We start from the raw sequence: 16,061 nt of genomic DNA on the forward strand, positions 1-16,061 counted from the left end.
CTGTCGCTGCCCGGCTCAACGACCGTCCCCGCAAGACTCTGAACTGGCTTACCCCGCAGGAAAAGATCAACATGCTACTGTCCGATGTAGAGCATGTTGCAACAACCACATGAATCCACCCCGCCTTCGGTGCGTCAGACGCAACCAAGGCCACATTGGGGCGCTCGAGACGTCGGGGGACGTACGCGCGGGTGACGTCGTGAAGCGGATGTGGTGACAGCCTCCCGCTCGCGACCATGGCCGCATGAAACCCTTCCGCTTCGGCGTCGTCGCCGGTCATGCGCGTGACCTCACCTCGTGGACCGCCCAGGCCGAGCGGGTCGAGAAGCTCGGCTTCGACACCCTGCTCGCCACCGATCCCGTCGGGCAGGCCGATCCGTTCGTCCTGCTCGGGGCCGCCGCCGCGGTCACCCTGGATCTCACCGTCGGCACCTTCGTCCTCGCCGACCCCTTCCGCGACGCGCGTGCGCTCGGCTGGCAGGCGCAGACCCTGCACCAGCAGACCCGTGGCCGGTTCGAGCTCGGGCTGGGTGCCGGGCGTCCCGGGGCCGTCGCGCACGCGGAAACCCTCGGCCGGGAATTCCCCGCACCGGGTGAACGCATCACACGGATGGCCGCCACCATCGCGCACCTCAAGCGCGACGAGGACCGGCCACGGTTGGTGCTGGCCGGCGGTGGGCCGAAAATGCTGGCGCTCGCCGCGCAAGAAGCCGACACCGTCACGTTCACCTGGAAGCCGACGACCACCGAAGCCGCCGCGCAGTCCATTGTGGATCGATTCCGAGAACTCGCCGGGCCGCGGCTGCCGGACATCGAGCTCGGCCTGAACCTGATGGCCGTCGGAACGGAGCCGTCGCCCGGGATCGCGAGGTGGGCCGGGGTGGACGTGCCCGAGCTCGTCGCGGGCGGTGCGGTGACCGTCCTGCCCGAGGATCCCGGTGCGGCCACGGAAAAGCTTCTCGGCTGGCGGGAGCGGTGGGGGATTTCCTACGTCACGATCAACTCCGGCTACGCGGAACCGTTCGCCGCGATCGCCGACGAGACGCGCAAGGCAGGTGGGTGAGGGGCCTTCCGATCTTGCGAACCTGCGCCTACGCTCCAATGTTCGTAATCGGGAGTGCTTCGGAGCGTTGTGATGACCGGTCAGCGAACACGCACCATCGACCGGGGGGAACAGGCGGAGCTGGGCCTGCTGCTGGCAGCCGGGCCGTTCGACGTGGCCCTGCGGGCGGCGATCCGGGCCCGCGGCCTCGGCCTCGAGCGGATCCGCTATCGCTTGCGCGGCAGGGGAACCACGGTCAGCCTGGCCACCCTCAGCCACTGGCAATCGGGACGGTGCCGGCCGGAACGGCCGGAATCGTTGGAGGCCCTGCGGAATCTCGAGGACATCCTGAACGTGCCGGACGGCTCGCTCAGCAAACTCCTCGGCCCGCCGCGGAGCCGGACGAGGTTCCACGCGCTCACCTGAGCGACACCGAGGAATCCGCTCAGGTGAGCAACTAGGCTCGTGCCATGCGAGCTGTCGTGATGGAGGAGTTCTGCGTCCCGCCCGTGGTGCGGGACGTGCCCGAGCCGGTGGCCGCGCCGGGTGGGGCGGTGATCGAGGTCGACGCCACCGGCGTCTGCCGCAGCGACTGGCACACCTGGCAGGGGCACGACGCCGCCGTCACGCTGCCGCACGTCGCCGGGCACGAGCTCGCCGGCCGGGTCGTCGCGCTCGGCGACGGGGTCCGCGGCTGGGAGCTCGGCGCGCGCGTCACCGTGCCCTTCGTCTGCGCCTGCGGCACCTGCGCCCAGTGCGCCCGCGGCGACCAGCAGATCTGTGATCGCGAGTTCCAGCCCGGCGCCACACACTGGGGGTCGTTCGCCGAGCGCGTCGCCATCGAGCACGCCGAGACGAACCTGGTCGCGCTGCCGGATTCGCTCGGCGCCGCCGAGGCCGCCGCCCTCGGCTGCCGGTTCGGCACGGCGTTTCGCGCGGTGCTGCGGCAAGGGCGGGTCACCGCGGGCCAGTGGGTCTCGGTGTACGGCTGCGGCGGCGTCGGGATCTCGGCGGTGCTGCTGGCCGTCGCGGCGGGCGCGAAGGTCGTCGCCGTCGACGTCTCGTTGCCCGCTCTGGCGCTGGCCGCGAAGTCGGGTGCAGCCCTCACCGTCGACTCCTCGGCGTTCGACGGCCCGGAAGCCGTCGCCGCGCACGTCCGCGAGCTGACCGGCGGCGGCACGCACGTCTCGCTCGATTGCCTCGGTGCGCCGTCGACCTGCGCCGCGTCGGTCGGCAGCCTCCGCAAGCGCGGCCGGCACGTCCAGGCCGGGCTGATGCCGCCCGCGCAGGGCCTCGCGCCGATCCCGATGCACCGCGTCATCGGCGGCGAACTGGAGCTGGTCGGCATCCACGGGCTCCCGGCGCACGAGTACCCGGAGCTGCTGCGCGTCGTCGAGACGGCGGGCATCGACCTCGCCGCGCTGATCGGCCGGCGCATCGGGCTCGACGACGTCCCGGCCGCGCTGGCCGCGATGAACGACCCCGTCCCGGCGCAGGCGGGCGTCACCGTTGTGACGTTCCGTGACTGATCCGCGGCGCCGCGGTCAAGAGACCCGTTCGTAGCTGATCCACGCTGGCTTGTGACATTCAGGTGTGGGAACGTCTAGTTCATGGTGGCCCATGGCGAGGGGATGCGGCCGCAGGACCGTCCCGCTGGTCCATTGGGGCGGCTCCTGCGGCTGTTCGCCACCGCGGGCGTCACGTTCCGCGGTCATCGCGTGGTGCCCTCGATGACCACCGACCGTGTGCGGCGGGAGTCTCCGGCACAATCGAGGTGATGGACGCCCTCCTGCCGCGCCCGCGCGCCGAGCTCGCGCCCGGGGCGGTGCACCTGCCCGACTGGCTCGGCTTCGACGAACAGCGCGAGCTGGTGGCCGCCTGCCGCGGCTGGTCCGGCTACCGCCACACCCGGTTGCCCAACGGCGGCGTGATGTCGGTGAAGTCGGTCTGCCTCGGCTGGCACTGGTACCCGTACGGCTACTCGCGCACGACCGGCGAGGGGGCGCCGGTGCGGCCCTTCCCGGACTGGCTCGGCGACCTCGGCCGCCGCGCGCTCGCGGCCGCGTACGGCCAACCGGCCGAGGCGTACACACCGGACATCGCGCTGGTCAACTTCTACGACGCCACCGCGAAGATGGGGCTGCACCAGGACAAGGACGAGCGCAGCCTCGAGCCGGTGGTGTCGGTCAGCCTCGGTGACGCCTGCGTGTTCCGCTTCGGCAACACCGAAACCCGCGGCCGGCCCTACACCGACGTCGAACTCCGCTCCGGGGACGTGTTCGTGTTCGGCGGCCCGTCCCGGCTCGCCTACCACGGCGTGCCGAAGACGCTGCCGGGCACGGCGGATCCGGCACTGGGCCTCGACGGGCGGCTGAACATCACACTCCGGGTGTCCGGCTTCTAGTCCTCAGTGGACTCTTCATCCGGCACCACGATGAACCGGACGGCGACCGAGCGCGAGCCTTCGGGGTGCTGCCCCGGCTCGCTGGCGTACTTCCACACCAGGTTCTGGTATTCCTCGACGAAGGACGTGACCTGCTCCCTCGTCAGGTGCAGCCCGGCGCGGTAGATCTGGTTCCAGCCCTCGGAGCTGTCGTAGCCCGCGTAGGCCCGCGTGACCAGGCCCAGGTCGTGGCTCAGCTTGAGGGCGCCGAGCTTGAGCATCGCCTCGCGCTCGTCCGGCGCCAGGTCGAGGCCGGGCGGGGTGTAGATGTCCTTCGACCGCGACTTCCACCAGCGTTCGCGGCCATCCCCGCGGTTTTCGAGCTCCTCGATCAGCTCCAGGTCGGCGAGCTTGCGGAGGTGGTAGCTGGTCGTCCCGGTGCTCTCGCCGAGGGCCTTCGCGACGCTCGTCGAGTTCGCTTCGCCGTGTTTGCCCAGGTAGCTGAGGATGTCCCGGCGCACGGGGTTGGCCAGCGCCTTGTAGAAGGCCTTGAGATCCGCGCCGGTGAGCACGCGTTTTTCGGGACGTTCGACCATGCCGGGAGCGTACTACAGAGATTGTTTGCAAAGAATCTCTGCAATCGCTACCTTGGGTCGGGAGAGAACTCGGGGGTTCGCATGAAGAAGCTCATCTGGGCAGCGGGACTGTGCCTGCTGCCGTGGATTGCGGTGCTCGGGCTGACGCTGCCGGACGTCGGGTCGGCGCAGCACTGGCGGCTGGCCTGGACGGGCTTCGACGCGGCGGAAGCGGCCGGCCTGCTGCTCACGGCCTGGCTGCTGGGGCGCGGCGACGCCCGGACGCCGCTGGTCGCGACGGCCACGGCGACGCTGCTGCTGGCCGACGCCTGGTTCGACGTGGTGACGGCCGGCGACGACGTGGTGTTTTCGCTGCTCATGGCCGGTCTGGAGGTGCCGCTCGCGCTGGCGTGCCTGTCGGTCGCCGTGCCGCGGCCGGTGCCGGCGCATGTCTGAACTGGACGCCCGGCTGCGTGACGAGATCGACGACCAGGTCGCCGAGGCCCTGGACGCCTACCTCGCCGAGCGGCGGCGGTGGCCGGGCCGGCCGCGGCGCGCCTGGCCGCTGGTGGTGACGGTGGCACTGGGGGTCGTCACCACCTCGCTCGCACCGGCGACGGCCTGGGCGGCGTGGCTGGCGATCGGGTCCACCAACGTCGCCTGGCTGGTGGTCGTGAGTGGTAATTCGGGTTAGAACCCGAATTACCACTCACGACGCGGGACGGAAGCGCAGTGTCTGGCCGGGGCGCAGCTGGGCCGCCAGGTCGAGGTCCTCCTCCTCGACGACGGCGATGACCGGGTACCCGCCGGTCGTCGGGTGGTCGGCGTGGAACAGGATCGGCCGGCCCGACGGCGGCACCTGCAGCGATCCCGGCACGCAGGCTTCCGACGGCAGCTCGTCGTGGCGCGCCCGGGACAGCGCCGGCCCGGTCAGCCGGATGCCGACGCGGTCCGAGTCCGGCGACACCGTGTACACAGTGGACAGCAGCGTGTCCGGCGCGGTGAACCAGTCGCGACGCGGGCCCGGCGTCACACGCAACACCGGTTCCGCCGGCAACGCCGCCCGGGGCGCGAGGTCCACCACCGGGAAAGCGCGCGGAGCCGGGCCGATCGGCAGCAGCATCCCGGCCGTCAGCGGGGGCGGGCCCAGCTTCCCGAGCGTGTCCGTCGCCCGGGAACCGAGCACCGGCGGCACGTCGATCCCGCCGCGCACCGCGACGTAACACCGCAAACCCGACACGGCCGTGCCCAAGGACAGCTCCTCCCCGGGCCACAACGTGATCGGTCCATTGAGGCCGCCCTTCGAGAGCGGGCAGGCGGCACCGGTGACCGCCACCGTGGTCACGCCCGAGGCGCGCAGCACCAGGCCGCCGAGCGTGACCTCCAGGCCCGCTGCCCCGGGCGGGTTCCCGACGAGCCGGTTGGCCAGCCGGAACGACTCGCGGTCGGCCGCGCCGGAGCGGCCGACGCCGAGGGCCGCGTGGCCCGGGCGGCCGAGATCCTGCACGGTCGTCGCGAACCCGGGCCGGACGACTTCGAGCTTCACGACCGCACCGCCGTGAACCGGACCCGGGTGCCCGGCGGCAGCAGGTTCGGCGGGTCGCGCTCGACGTCCCACACCGGCACGTCCGTCCGGCCCAGCAACCGCCAGCCACCCGGTGAGGCGCTCGGGTAGACCGCGCTGTACTCGCTGGCGATCGCCACCGAGCCCGCCGGGATGCGGGTGCGCGGCGAAGACCGGCGGGACACGTGCAGCGCGGGGTCCGATCCGGTCAGGTAGGCGAACCCGGGCGCGAAGCCGCAGAACGCCGAGACGTACGCACCCGCGGTGTGCCGCGAAATCAGCGACGGCACGCTCGACCCCGTCTCCGCGGCGACGTCGGCGAGGTCTTCGCCGTCGTACACCACCGGGATCACCACCTCGCCCGTCTCGGCCGCCACCCGGTCCACCGGGGACACCTGACGCAGCAGCGCGCCCAGCCGTTCCGCGTTCGTCACCGAAGGGTCGTACCGCACCAGCAGGGTCCGCGCCGCCGGGACGAGTTCCACGACCCCGTCCGGCGGCGACTGCGTCAGGGCCGCCTGGAAGCCCAGCACGTCATCCAGTTCCACCAGCACCGCGCGCCGCCCGCACGGCAGCAACCGGACGGTCATCCGGTGAACGCGCCGAGCTGGATGCCCGCCCCGGTCAGCGCCGCCTCGATCCGCCGGGCCAGCTCGACCGCGCCTGGCGTGTCCCCGTGCACGCACAGGGAATCCGGGCGCAGTTCCAGCTTGGTGCCGTTCTCCGTCACGACGCCGCCGGTCGCCATGCCGACCGCGCGGTTCGCCACCAGGTCGGCGTCGTGCAGGACCGCGCCCGGCCGCCCGCGCGGCACCAGCTTGCCGTCCGCGGTGTAGGCCCGGTCCGCGAACGCTTCCGCGTACGCCACCACGCCGGCTTTCTCCGCTTCCCGCTGCATTTCCGAGTCCGGCAGGCAGAGCAGCGCCAGCGCGGGGTCGTAGCGGCGCAGGCCGTCGACGATCGCCGCGGCCTGCTCGGTGTCGACCGCCGCCGTGTTGTACAACGCGCCGTGCGGCTTCACGTACGTCACGCGGCTGCCGGCCGCGCGGGCGAACGCGTCGAGCGCGCCGATCTGGTACAGCACTTCGTTCGCCAGGTCGTCCGGCGCGATGGCGAGTGCGCGCCTGCCGAAGCCGGCCAGGTCGTGGTAACCGACGTGCGCGCCGATCGCGACGCCGCGTTCGGCCGCCAGCTCGCACACCCGCCGCATCACCGACGGGTCGCCCGCGTGGAAGCCGCACGCGATGTTCGCGCTGGTCACGATGTCGAGCATGGCTTCGTCGTCGCCCATCTTCCAGGCGCCGAAGCCCTCGCCGAGATCGCTGTTCAAATCCATTTCAACCCACCCGGTATTCGCTGTCGTACCGATCGGTGATGAACATGTACCCCGGCGCGTGGGTGATCGCAAAGGGAGGCCGCGACGCCATCAGCGCCGCCTGCGGCGTGACTCCGCAGGCCCAGAACACCGGGACGTCACCCGGCTCCGCCGCCACCGGATCGCCGAAGTCCGGCCGGGACAGGTCGGTGATACCGAGCACGCCCGGGTCGCCGATGTGCACCGGGCCGCCGTGCACGGCGGGCATCGCGCGGGTGATCCGGATGGCGTCGGCGACCCGGTCCTCCGGGATCTGCCGCATCGAGACCACCATCGGGCCGAACAGCCGTCCGGCGGGCTCGCACGGCCGGTTCGTCACGTACATCGCGACGTTGCGGCCCTGGTCGACGTGCCGCAGCGGGACGCCCTCGGCGGCCAGCGCCGTCTCGAACGTGAAGCTGCAGCCGATGGAGAAGGCGACCATGTCGCTGCGCCACAGGCCGGTCGCGTCCGACACCTCGCCGGCGAGCACCCCGTTCTGCCAGATCCGGTAGCGCGGCAGGTCGGTGCGCAGGTCCGCGCCCTCGGCGAGCCGGGTGGCCGGGTCGCCGGGGTCGGTGACGTCGAGCACCGGGCAGGCCTGCGGGTTGCGGGTGCAGAACAGCAGGACGTCGTAGGCCCAGTCCTCGGGCACGGCGATCAGGTTGGTCTGGGTGAAGCCGTTGGCCCAGCCGGTCGTGGGGTGGGCGGTGCCGGTGCGGAAGGCCGCCCGGGCCTGGGCCGGCGTGTACGTGGCCGGTTCGTCAAAGGTCGTCATGAGTTCCCCCTCAGTCGACGAGTTCGATGCCGCGGGTCTCCGGGAGGCCGAGCAGTGCGAGCACGGCGATGCCGTAGCCCAGCGCGCCGAACACGATCGCGCCGCCCGCGCCCATGAAACCGACCACAGTCGGGAAGATCGCGCCGACCGCGCGGCCGAAGTTGTACGTGAAGCCCTGCCCGGTGCCGCGCAGCGCGGTCGGGTACAGCTCGGCGAGGAACGCGCCGAAGCCGCTGAAGATCGCGGACATCGAGAAGCCGAGCGGGAAACCGAGCACCAGCACGAGGCCGTTGGCGCCCTTGGGGATCTGGGTGTAGGCGACGATCAGCGCGGCCGACAGCAGCGCGAACGTCAGGAAGGTTTTCTTGCGTCCCATCAGGTCCGTCAGGTAGCCGCCGCAGACGTACCCGACGAAGGCGCCGGTGATGAGGAACGCGAGGTAGCCGCCGGTGCCGATCACGGTCAGCTCGCGCGTCTTCTTCAGGTAGGACGGCAGCCACGTCGAGATCGTGTAGTACCCGCCCTGGACACCGGTGGCCAGCAGTGCGGCGAAGAACGTCGTGCGCAGGAGGTCGCCTTTGAAGATCTGCGGCAGCGTGTTCTTGGTGCGAGCGGAGAGGCGGCGTTCCTCCGCACGCGGGGCGTCCTTGACACTGCGGCGGATCCAGAGCACGAACAGCGCCGGGATGACGCCGGTCCAGAACATGATCCGCCAGGCCACGTCGTCGCTGGCCACGCTGAACACGACGGTGTAGACGACCACCGACAGCCCCCAGCCGACCGCCCACGCGCTCTGCACGAACGCCACGGTCCGGCCGCGGTACTTGGCCTGCGAGTACTCGGCGACCAGCGCGGCGCCCGCCGCCCACTCGCCACCGAAGCCCAGCCCCTGCAGCGCGCGGAAGATCAGCAGCGTCTCGAAGTTGGGCGCGAAGCCGCAGAGCACGGTGAAGATCGTGTACATCGCGATGGTGATCTGCAGGGTCCGGACGCGGCCGATCCGGTCGGCCAGCATGCCGGCTCCCACGCCGCCGACGGCCGACACGACCAGCGTCGTCGTGCCGAGCAGGCCGGCTTGCCCGCTCGAGATGCCGAAGTACGCGGTGATCGCGGCGAGGCCGAGCGGCAGGGTCTGGTAGTCGAACGAGTCCAGGCCGTACCCGCCGAACGCGCCCACGAAGGCGCGGCGTCCCCGTTTGCCGAGTGTGCGGAACCAGTCGAACGGCCGGGCCTCGGTAGCGGTTGTGACAGTCATGGGGCACCTCCTGGCCAGTGTCTCTCATCGTGGCGTGCCTCACACGCTAGAGATTGTTGAACAATTCCACAAGACGGCAATTGGATCGTCCCCCGAGTGGCGGGTAGCCTTGTCCTCGTGGTCATCGAAGACAGCGTGGTCCCGGGGCTCGAAGCCGATCGCGGCCTGGTCACGCGCAAGAGCACGGCCGAACGGGTCGCCGGCGTCCTCCGCAAGCGCATCGCGGAGGGGTTCTTCCTCCCCGGCGGCCGGCTGTCGGAGCAGGACATCGGCAACGCGCTCGGCGTCTCCCGCAACACCCTCCGCGAGGCGTTTCGCCTGCTCACGCACGAGCGGCTGCTCGCGCACGAGCTCAACCGCGGGGTCTTCGTCCGCATCCCGAGCGTCGAGGACGTCGTCGACATCTACCGGGTGCGCAAGATCATCGAGTGTGCCGCGGTCCGCGGGCTGAAGGCCAAGCCGGTGTCTTTCGCGCGGATCAAGGAGAAGGTCGACATCGGCGACGAGGCCGCGCGCACCGGCAACTGGAAGGACCTCGGCACCGCGAACGTCTGGTTCCACCAGGAGCTGGCCGCGCTGTCCGGCAGCGAGCGGGTGAACGAGCTGGTCGGCAGGCTGACCGCCGAGCTGCGGCTGGTGTTCCACATCATGGCCGAGCCGCGGCGCTTTCACGAGCGCTACCTGCCGCGCAACCACGAAATCCTCGACCGGATCGAGGCCGGCGACGGCCCGGGCGCGGAACAGCTGCTGATGAAGTACCTCGACGACGCCGAAGAACAGCTGGTGGACGCCTACGCCGACCGGGCCGAGGCGGCCCGCGCGGCCATCGCGGCGGAGTAGGTCCGTTCGGGCAGGGTTGACGTCCGGACGGCCCGAGCACGAGCCGGACGCGACTTCCGGTCGATAACCTCGGGGGCGGTTCCGTCGCCGGTTACCCCCAGCGGCAGGCGGAGCCCCCCGCTGCCGGGTCGCCGCTTCCCCAGGGCCGCGGCCCGGCAGCCCTACGCCGCAAAGCCGTGAAGGCCACCTTCAGGAACTTCAAGTTCCTCAAGGTGGCCTTCACGAACTTTCCGCGGGAGGGGGGTCAGCCGGCGTAGCGGGCGAAGATCCTCGTGAAGTCCCACGCCTGCTGGGAAACGCCGGAACAGGTGTCGTTGTTCGGGTAGCCGCCGGGGCACGGGCGGTCGCGGTTCGCCGACCAGAACGTCAACCGGGCCAGGTGGTGCGCGTTCGCGTAGCCCAGGATCGTGGTGAAGTCGTTGAGCGTGACCGTCTCGTTGTTGTCGGTGATGCCGTTCATCGACGAGATGCCCATGTGCCGGTAGGCCGTGTCGTCGTCGTAGCCGTACGCGCTCTTGACGACGTTCTTGAGGCCTTCGGCCGCCCGCTGCGTCAACGTGCCCATGTTCTGGCCCGCGCCGCCGAAGTCGAACGGCATGATCACCCAGCCGTCGACCGTGAGGCCCGCCTGCGCGGCCCGGTTGACCAGGCTGTTGTCGGGCCCGGACTGGCCGGTGCCGAAGGTGACGTAGAGCTTGATGCCCGGGTTGTTCGCCCGGACCGTCTTCAGCGCGTCGACGGTGCGCTGCTGCACCGTCGGGTTGCTGTAGGCGTCGGCCTCGATGTCGATGTCGATCGCCTTGAGGCCGTAGGCGTTGATCACCTTCTGGTAGCCCGCCGCCAGCTCGCCGGCGCTGCCGCACGACGACTCCAGCTTGTTGCCGGAGTAGCCGCCGAACGACGGGATGATGTCGCCGCCGCCCGCACGGATGGTGGTGATCGTGTTCTGGTCGACGCCGCCGGTGAGCGCCCGGCCGCCGTCCCACTGCGGGTTGCAGTAGCCGTTGGACAGGATGAAGGCCAGCGTGAACCACTTGACGCCGGTGGCGTTCTGGATCGTCGCCGGATTGGGCGGGTCACCCCAGCCGTTGTAGAGGTACGGCGCGACGGCCATCACGCCCGGCCCCGGCGGTGTCGTGGTGCCGCCCGGGAGGGTCCACTGCTGGTTGGCCGTGCTCGCGCACGTCCAGATCTGCAGCCGCGTCCCGTTGGCGCCGGAGTTGCCGGTGGCGTCGAGGCACTTGCCGGATCCGGCGTTGACCAGGTTCTTCGCCGTGTTGGCCGTCCATTTTTGGGCGGTGGAGCCGTTGCAGTCCCAGAGCTGGATCGTCGTGCCGTTCGCCGTGCCGGCGCTCGTGACGTCGAGGCACTTGCCCAGCGCCTGCAGGGAACCGTCGCTGCCGACTGTCCACTGTTGCGCGCCGGTGCCGTTGCAGTCGTAGAGCTGGACGGCCGTTCCGTTGGTGCTGCTCGCGCCGGCGACGTCGATGCACTTACCGGCGAGGCCGGTGATCGGGCCGGTCGCCGCCTGCGCCACGCCCGGCGCGAGTACCAGCGCCGACGCGGCGATCAGGGCGCTGAATGCTGCTGTCTTCTTCATGCGGGCACGTTCCACTTCTGGTTGGCGGCGCCGGTGCAGGTCCAGATCTGCAGCCGGGTGCCGTTGGCGCTGGAGTTGCCGGTCGCGTCGACGCACTTGTTCGAGCCGGCGCCGACGAGGTCCTTGGCCGCGGTGGCCGCCCATCTTTGGTTGGCCGTGCCGCCGCAGTCCCAGAGCTGCAGCTGCGCGCCGTCCGCCGTGGACTGACCAGTGACGTCCAGGCACTTGCCGAGCGCTTTCAAGGTTCCGTCGGTGCCGACTGTCCACTGTTGAGCGCCTGAGCCGTTGCAGTCGTAGAGCTGGACCGCGGTGCCGTTGGCGCTGCTCGCACCGGCGACGTCGATGCACTTGCCGCCCAGGCCGGTGATCGGGCCGGTCTTGCCGGTGCCGCCGCCGTTGCCCTGGTTGCCGCTCCAGGTGAACGTCGCCGACGTGCGGCCGGGCAGGGTGTAGCTGAACGACGAGTTGCCCCAGTTCACGCGGACGCTCTGGTTGCCCGTGCCGGAGTTGTACGCGATGAGCGCCTTGGAACCGTCCGGGTTCTTCCAGGCGACGTTGCGCACGGTCGAGCTGTCGTTCGAGTCGATCCGGTACGCGCCCGGCTTCACGAACTTCGTCAGGTGACCCATGGTGTAGTACTCGACGGTGTAGTCGACCTGCCCGCTGCGCGAGTCTCCGTTGTGGACGGTGATCAGGCCGGTGCAGGTGCCGCAACCGCCGTTGTGCGGTCCCATGTTCTGGTCGACGCCGAGGCTCCACTTGACGAAGCTCTTCGACCAGTTCCGGGTGTAGTCCACGATGTTGTTCATGTCCTCGGCCTGCTGGTTCGAGATCCAGGTGCCGCCGGAGTGCTCGGTCGAGTAGGCGTTGACGTTCGGGTACTGGTTGTGCGTGGTCGTCTGCTGGGCGATGTCGCCGCCGTAGCCGTGCCACGCGACACCGCCGAAGTTCGGGTGGTTGCGGATGGCCGCGTCGTCCATTGTGGGCGCACCGTAGGACGCGTAGGTGTCCCAGTTCCAGTCGAGCGCCAAGACCTTTGTGGACAGGCCGGCGTTCTGGAGTGCGGGCAGCAGGTTGTTCTTCGCGAAGTACGCCAGGCCGGCGCCGTTCCAGTTGGTCGACGGGTAGCTCGCGCAGCACGTCGGCTCGTTCTGCATCGAGACGTAGTCGATCGGCACGCCCGCGGCCTGGTAGGCCTGGAGGTACTTGACGAAGTACTGCGCGTAAGCCGGGTAGTACTGCGATTCGACCCAGCCGAGCAGGTAGCTGTCGTTGTCCTTCATCCACGGCGGCGCGCTCCACGGCGACGCCATCACCTTGGCCTGCGGGTTCAGCTGCTTGGCCTGCTTGGTCAGCGGCAGCACGTCGGCCTGGTCGTGCGCGATCGAGAAGTGCGTCAGGTTCGGATCGGTCTGGCCGGCCGGCAGGTCGTCGAAGGTGTAGCTGTAGCGGGCCAGGTCGGACGCGCCGAGCGGGTTGCGGATGAAGCTCAGCCCGATGCCGCTGTTCGGGTCGAAGAGCTTGCGCATGGTGTCGTCGCGGGTGGCCTGGGACAGCGCGCCGCTGGATTTCATCAGCCACGCCGCGGTGTCCGTGAAGGACGCTCCGCCGCCTTCGAACTGCTGGTAGGTGGTGTTTTCGTTGACGTTGATGGTCACGCCGCCGCTGCCGGTGCCGGCGGCGAACGTCACCGGCGTCTGCTGCTGGAGGCCGCGGGTGACCGTCCGGCCACCGGAGTCGCTGGTCGTGGTGAGCCAGATGTTGACCGGCTCGCCCGCGGCCTGTGCGGGAGCGGCCAAGGTGGCCGCGGCGAGCGCTATCGTGGCTGTCGCTGCGAGGAGAGAGCGTTTTCTCATGGCAGGGTCCACTTCTGGTTCGCGCCGGTGCCGCAGGTCCAGATCTGGAGCCGGGTACCGTTGGCGCTGGAGTTGCCGGTGGCGTCGAGGCACTTGCCGGAGCCGGCGTTCACGAGGTGCTGCGATCCGTTCGCCGACCACTTCTGGGCGTTGCTGCCGTTGCAGTCCCACAGCTGGATCCGGCTGCCGTTCGCCGTGCCCGCGCTGGTGACGTCGAGGCACTTGCCGAGCGCGCGGACGGAACCGTCCGAATTGACCGTCCACTGTTGAGCGCTGGTGCCGTTGCAGTCGTAGAGCTGGACGGCGGCGCCGTTGGAAGCGCTTGCTCCGGCGACGTCGACGCACTTGCCGCCGAGCCCGGTGATGGGGCCGGCGCCGGTGGGTGGCGTCGTCGTGCCGCCCGCGAACTGGGTGGCGACCTGCTCACCGAGGCTGACCGCGTTGGCGTGGTTCTCGATCGGGTCGACGTGCGTGTTCGGGAACACGATGTACGTCACCGGGCCCTCGGTGCCACCGTTCTTCGGGTCGGGGTTGATGCCGAGGCTGACGGCGGTGGCGTAGGACGCTTCGCCGATGATGCTCGTCGGTCCGGTGTCGCCGACCACGGCGTAGGTGACCTGGTTGTTGTAGATCACCGCCACCACCGAACCGCCGTCGATGCCGTGGTTGCGGTAGTCCCATGTGGACGTCGGCTGCGGCAGGACGATGTACGGCAGTTGTGCGGCGTTGAGTGGCTGGTCGGTCGAGGTGTGGAACGCGGTGTCGGGGTAGAAGCAGCAGTCGGTGTTCTCGTTGCACTGCGTCGTGCGGACGCCGTCGCAGTCGATGTCCATGTCGGCCTTGAAGAACACCGCGCCGTTGGCCTGGCAGACGGGCACGGTGGCCGCGCCGCCTTCGTCGTAGGAATACTTTCCATTCGAGATCTGTTGACATGACTGGGTTTTGGCGAGCAGCTGGCTCGCCGACGGGCCCGCTTCGACCGCGGCTTGAGCCGAGCCGGTCGTGAGGAAGGAAAGCGCTAACAGGGCACACCCCATTAGCGCGACGAGGATTCGCCGCACTGGGATTCTCCTTATGGGGGTCGTGAGTGGTAATTCGGGTTAGAACCCGAATTACCACTCACGACGGGGGTGGGTCAGGGAGTGGTCCACTTCTGGTTCGCGCCGCCGCCGCAGGTCCAGATCTGCAGGCGGGTGCCGTTCGCGCTGGAGTTGCCGGTGGCGTCGAGGCACTTGTTCGCGTTCGGGTTCACGATGTCGCGCGCGCCGGTGACGACCCATTGCTGGGCGCCGGTTCCGTTGCAGTCGTAGAGCTGCACCGGTGTCCCGTCCGCGGTGCCCGCCGCGCTCACGTCCAGGCACTTGCCGAGCGCCCGGATGGTGCCGTCGGTGCCGACGGTCCAGTTCTGCGCGGCGTTGCCGTTGCAGTCGGTGATCTGGATCGGCGTGCCGTTGGCGCTGTTCGCGCCGGCGACGTCGACGCACTTGCCGCCGATCCCGGTGATCGTGCCGGTCCGGCCGCCGCCGCCGCCGCTCGAGGTGTTCGTGACGTGCACGTAGTCGATGATCAGCTGCTGCGGGAACTGCGTGCTGCTGTTGGGATCGCCGGGCCAGTACCCGCCGACGGCGAGGTTGAGGATGAGGAAGAAGCTGTGGTCGTACACCCAGCGGTTGCCGTTCAGGTCCGACGGCGTGCGCGTCTGGTAGAGGTTGCCGTCGACGTACCACTTGATCTGGTTGGGGGCCCAGTCGACGGCGTAGGTGTGGAAGTCGTCGGAGAAGTTCGGGCCGTTGTAGGCGGCGCCGATGCCGCCGGCGCCGGAGTAGCCGGGGCCGTGGATGGTGCCGTGCACGGTGTTCGGCTCGAACCCGACGTTCTCCATGATGTCGATTTCGCCGTCGGTGGGCCAGTTCCCGCCGCCGAGCATCCAGAAGGCCGGCCACATGCCCTGCCCGCGCGGGAGTTTCATGCGCGTCTCGAAGTGGCCGTAGGCCTGGCTGAACTTGCCGGCGGTGTTGAGCCGCGCGGAGGTGTACTCGCAGCGGCCGTACCAGCAGTTGTAGTTGCCGGGGTTTTCCTTCTTGGCGGTGATGACGAGGTGGCCCTGGCCGTCGAGCTGGGCGTTGTTGGTGCCGGAGGTGTAGTACTGCCGCTCGTGGTTGTTGACGTTGTCGCCGGTTTCGAGCTGCCACTTGGACCCGTCGACGCCGGCCCCGGCTGGGCCGTTGAAGTCGTCGGTGAAGGTGGTCGCGGCCGCGGCTTCGACGGGGGCGAGCACCTGCTGCCCGAGGAGGAGTAGCGAGCAGGCGGCGAGGAGTGCCGCCCAGCGGTTCTTTTTGGAGGTGGACATCATTGTCGCCTCTCACCGTGGGGGGACCGGCGTTCCGCGCGCAGCACGGAACGCGGGGAGGGGGAGGTGGCCGCGCCTGCCGGGGCGGCGGCAGGAGTGACCGTGCGTAGGCGTCTTTGTTGTGCCTGGCAACAAAGTATGCATGGTCCAGACAAGCCGGGCAACAGTCGGCCGGTCATTTTTTTTCAACCCGAATTAAGGGTTGGTTGATGGTGTCACCCGGGTGAGGGAGGGTTGGGTGCGCTCAAGCCGCCTTGTCCACAACCGGGCCGGGCTGTGGACAAGGCGGCGCCGGCACCGCCTTTGCGCGGCTTTCTGTCGGGCCGCGTCGATACGCTGGACCCGGGGGGCGCCCCCGCGGGGTGGCAGGGTTCCGGCAAGTCGCTTCACGCGGGCCAAGCTGGGCCGGGCTGGGCCGAAGTCGGCAAGGCCGTGGCTGGCCCGGCTTGGCCGTGGAGGTTCCG

17 protein-coding genes are annotated in these 16,061 nt (G+C 70.0%); 7 read left to right on the plus strand and 10 right to left on the minus strand.

All coding sequences use genetic code 11. The annotated features are described in order from the left end of the window. The first annotated feature begins 244 nt into the window (after positions 1-244). The 4 genes from ACLJQF_RS47380 (at position 245) to ACLJQF_RS47395 (ending at position 3,446) form a co-directional block, all read left to right on the plus strand. Positions 245-1,063: an LLM class flavin-dependent oxidoreductase gene (locus tag ACLJQF_RS47380; RefSeq protein ID WP_410617142.1), complete on the plus strand. Its 819-nt coding sequence runs from the start codon at positions 245-247 to the stop codon at positions 1,061-1,063. Between the two features lie 72 nt (positions 1,064-1,135). Then, on the plus strand, positions 1,136-1,468 hold the full coding sequence (locus ACLJQF_RS47385; protein WP_410617143.1) for a transcriptional regulator: 333 nt from the start codon (positions 1,136-1,138) through the stop codon (positions 1,466-1,468). 44 nt (positions 1,469-1,512) lie between these two features. Beyond that, entirely contained in the window at positions 1,513-2,571 is a 1,059-nt protein-coding gene (locus tag ACLJQF_RS47390) for an alcohol dehydrogenase catalytic domain-containing protein (RefSeq protein WP_410617145.1), read from the plus strand. Between the two features lie 248 nt (positions 2,572-2,819). Beyond that, positions 2,820-3,446 carry an alpha-ketoglutarate-dependent dioxygenase AlkB family protein gene (locus tag ACLJQF_RS47395; protein WP_410617147.1) on the plus strand — a complete coding sequence of 209 codons (627 nt, stop codon included), beginning with the start codon at positions 2,820-2,822 and terminating at the stop codon, positions 3,444-3,446. On the opposite strand, the gene ACLJQF_RS47400 is transcribed toward ACLJQF_RS47395, so the two are convergent. Then, positions 3,443-4,021 carry an ArsR/SmtB family transcription factor gene (locus tag ACLJQF_RS47400; RefSeq protein ID WP_410617148.1) on the minus strand — a complete coding sequence of 193 codons (579 nt, stop codon included), beginning with the start codon at positions 4,019-4,021 and terminating at the stop codon, positions 3,443-3,445. The genes ACLJQF_RS47395 and ACLJQF_RS47400 overlap by 4 nt on opposite strands. A gap of 81 nt (positions 4,022-4,102) precedes the next feature. Between ACLJQF_RS47400 and ACLJQF_RS47405 the strand changes: the two genes are divergently transcribed. Continuing rightward, positions 4,103-4,456: a hypothetical protein gene (locus ACLJQF_RS47405; RefSeq protein ID WP_410617149.1), complete on the plus strand. Its 354-nt coding sequence runs from the start codon at positions 4,103-4,105 to the stop codon at positions 4,454-4,456. Then, the gene (locus ACLJQF_RS47410) at positions 4,449-4,694 is read left to right on the plus strand and encodes a hypothetical protein (protein ID WP_410617150.1); all 246 of its coding nucleotides are present in this window, start codon (positions 4,449-4,451) and stop codon (positions 4,692-4,694) included. Before ACLJQF_RS47405 ends, ACLJQF_RS47410 begins: the two co-directional genes overlap by 8 nt. Before the next feature lie 15 nt (positions 4,695-4,709). Here ACLJQF_RS47410 and ACLJQF_RS47415 read toward each other — a convergent pair whose 3' ends face one another. The 5 genes from ACLJQF_RS47415 to ACLJQF_RS47435 are packed head-to-tail and all read right to left on the minus strand — an operon-like array spanning position 4,710 to position 8,951. Continuing rightward, positions 4,710-5,546, minus strand: coding sequence for a biotin-dependent carboxyltransferase family protein (locus ACLJQF_RS47415; protein ID WP_410617151.1), 837 nt, complete (start codon positions 5,544-5,546; stop codon positions 4,710-4,712). Further along, positions 5,543-6,154, minus strand: a complete 612-nt coding sequence (locus ACLJQF_RS47420) for a 5-oxoprolinase subunit B family protein (RefSeq protein WP_410617152.1) — start codon at positions 6,152-6,154, stop codon at positions 5,543-5,545. The genes ACLJQF_RS47415 and ACLJQF_RS47420 overlap by 4 nt, the downstream gene beginning before the upstream one ends. Continuing rightward, positions 6,151-6,900, minus strand: coding sequence for a LamB/YcsF family protein (locus ACLJQF_RS47425; protein WP_410617153.1), 750 nt, complete (start codon positions 6,898-6,900; stop codon positions 6,151-6,153). Before ACLJQF_RS47425 ends, ACLJQF_RS47420 begins: the two co-directional genes overlap by 4 nt. Before the next feature lies 1 nt (position 6,901). Beyond that, the gene (locus tag ACLJQF_RS47430; RefSeq protein ID WP_410617154.1) at positions 6,902-7,696 is read right to left on the minus strand and encodes a putative hydro-lyase; all 795 of its coding nucleotides are present in this window, start codon (positions 7,694-7,696) and stop codon (positions 6,902-6,904) included. Between the two features lie 10 nt (positions 7,697-7,706). Further along, on the minus strand, positions 7,707-8,951 hold the full coding sequence (locus ACLJQF_RS47435; protein WP_410617155.1) for an MFS transporter: 1,245 nt from the start codon (positions 8,949-8,951) through the stop codon (positions 7,707-7,709). 117 nt (positions 8,952-9,068) lie between these two features. On the opposite strand from ACLJQF_RS47435, the gene ACLJQF_RS47440 reads away from it, so the two are divergent. Further along, positions 9,069-9,791, plus strand: coding sequence for a GntR family transcriptional regulator (locus ACLJQF_RS47440; protein ID WP_410617156.1), 723 nt, complete (start codon positions 9,069-9,071; stop codon positions 9,789-9,791). Positions 9,792-10,035: 244 nt separating this feature from the next. Here the strand turns inward: ACLJQF_RS47440 and ACLJQF_RS47445 are convergent, their stop codons facing one another. From ACLJQF_RS47445 to ACLJQF_RS47460, 4 genes are all read right to left on the minus strand, one after another. After that, the gene (locus tag ACLJQF_RS47445; protein ID WP_410617157.1) at positions 10,036-11,391 is read right to left on the minus strand and encodes a ricin-type beta-trefoil lectin domain protein; all 1,356 of its coding nucleotides are present in this window, start codon (positions 11,389-11,391) and stop codon (positions 10,036-10,038) included. After that, positions 11,388-13,247 carry a ricin-type beta-trefoil lectin domain protein gene (locus ACLJQF_RS47450; protein ID WP_410617159.1) on the minus strand — a complete coding sequence of 620 codons (1,860 nt, stop codon included), beginning with the start codon at positions 13,245-13,247 and terminating at the stop codon, positions 11,388-11,390. The genes ACLJQF_RS47445 and ACLJQF_RS47450 overlap by 4 nt, the downstream gene beginning before the upstream one ends. After that, positions 13,244-14,308 carry an RICIN domain-containing protein gene (locus ACLJQF_RS47455; RefSeq protein ID WP_410617160.1) on the minus strand — a complete coding sequence of 355 codons (1,065 nt, stop codon included), beginning with the start codon at positions 14,306-14,308 and terminating at the stop codon, positions 13,244-13,246. Before ACLJQF_RS47455 ends, ACLJQF_RS47450 begins: the two co-directional genes overlap by 4 nt. Before the next feature lie 74 nt (positions 14,309-14,382). Continuing rightward, positions 14,383-15,597, minus strand: a complete 1,215-nt coding sequence (locus ACLJQF_RS47460) for an RICIN domain-containing protein (RefSeq protein ID WP_410617162.1) — start codon at positions 15,595-15,597, stop codon at positions 14,383-14,385. Positions 15,598-16,061 lie beyond the last annotated feature (464 nt).

Origin of the sequence: Amycolatopsis sp. lyj-109 (assembly GCF_046548995.1) — a bacterium.
GTDB lineage: Bacteria > Actinomycetota > Actinomycetes > Mycobacteriales > Pseudonocardiaceae > Amycolatopsis.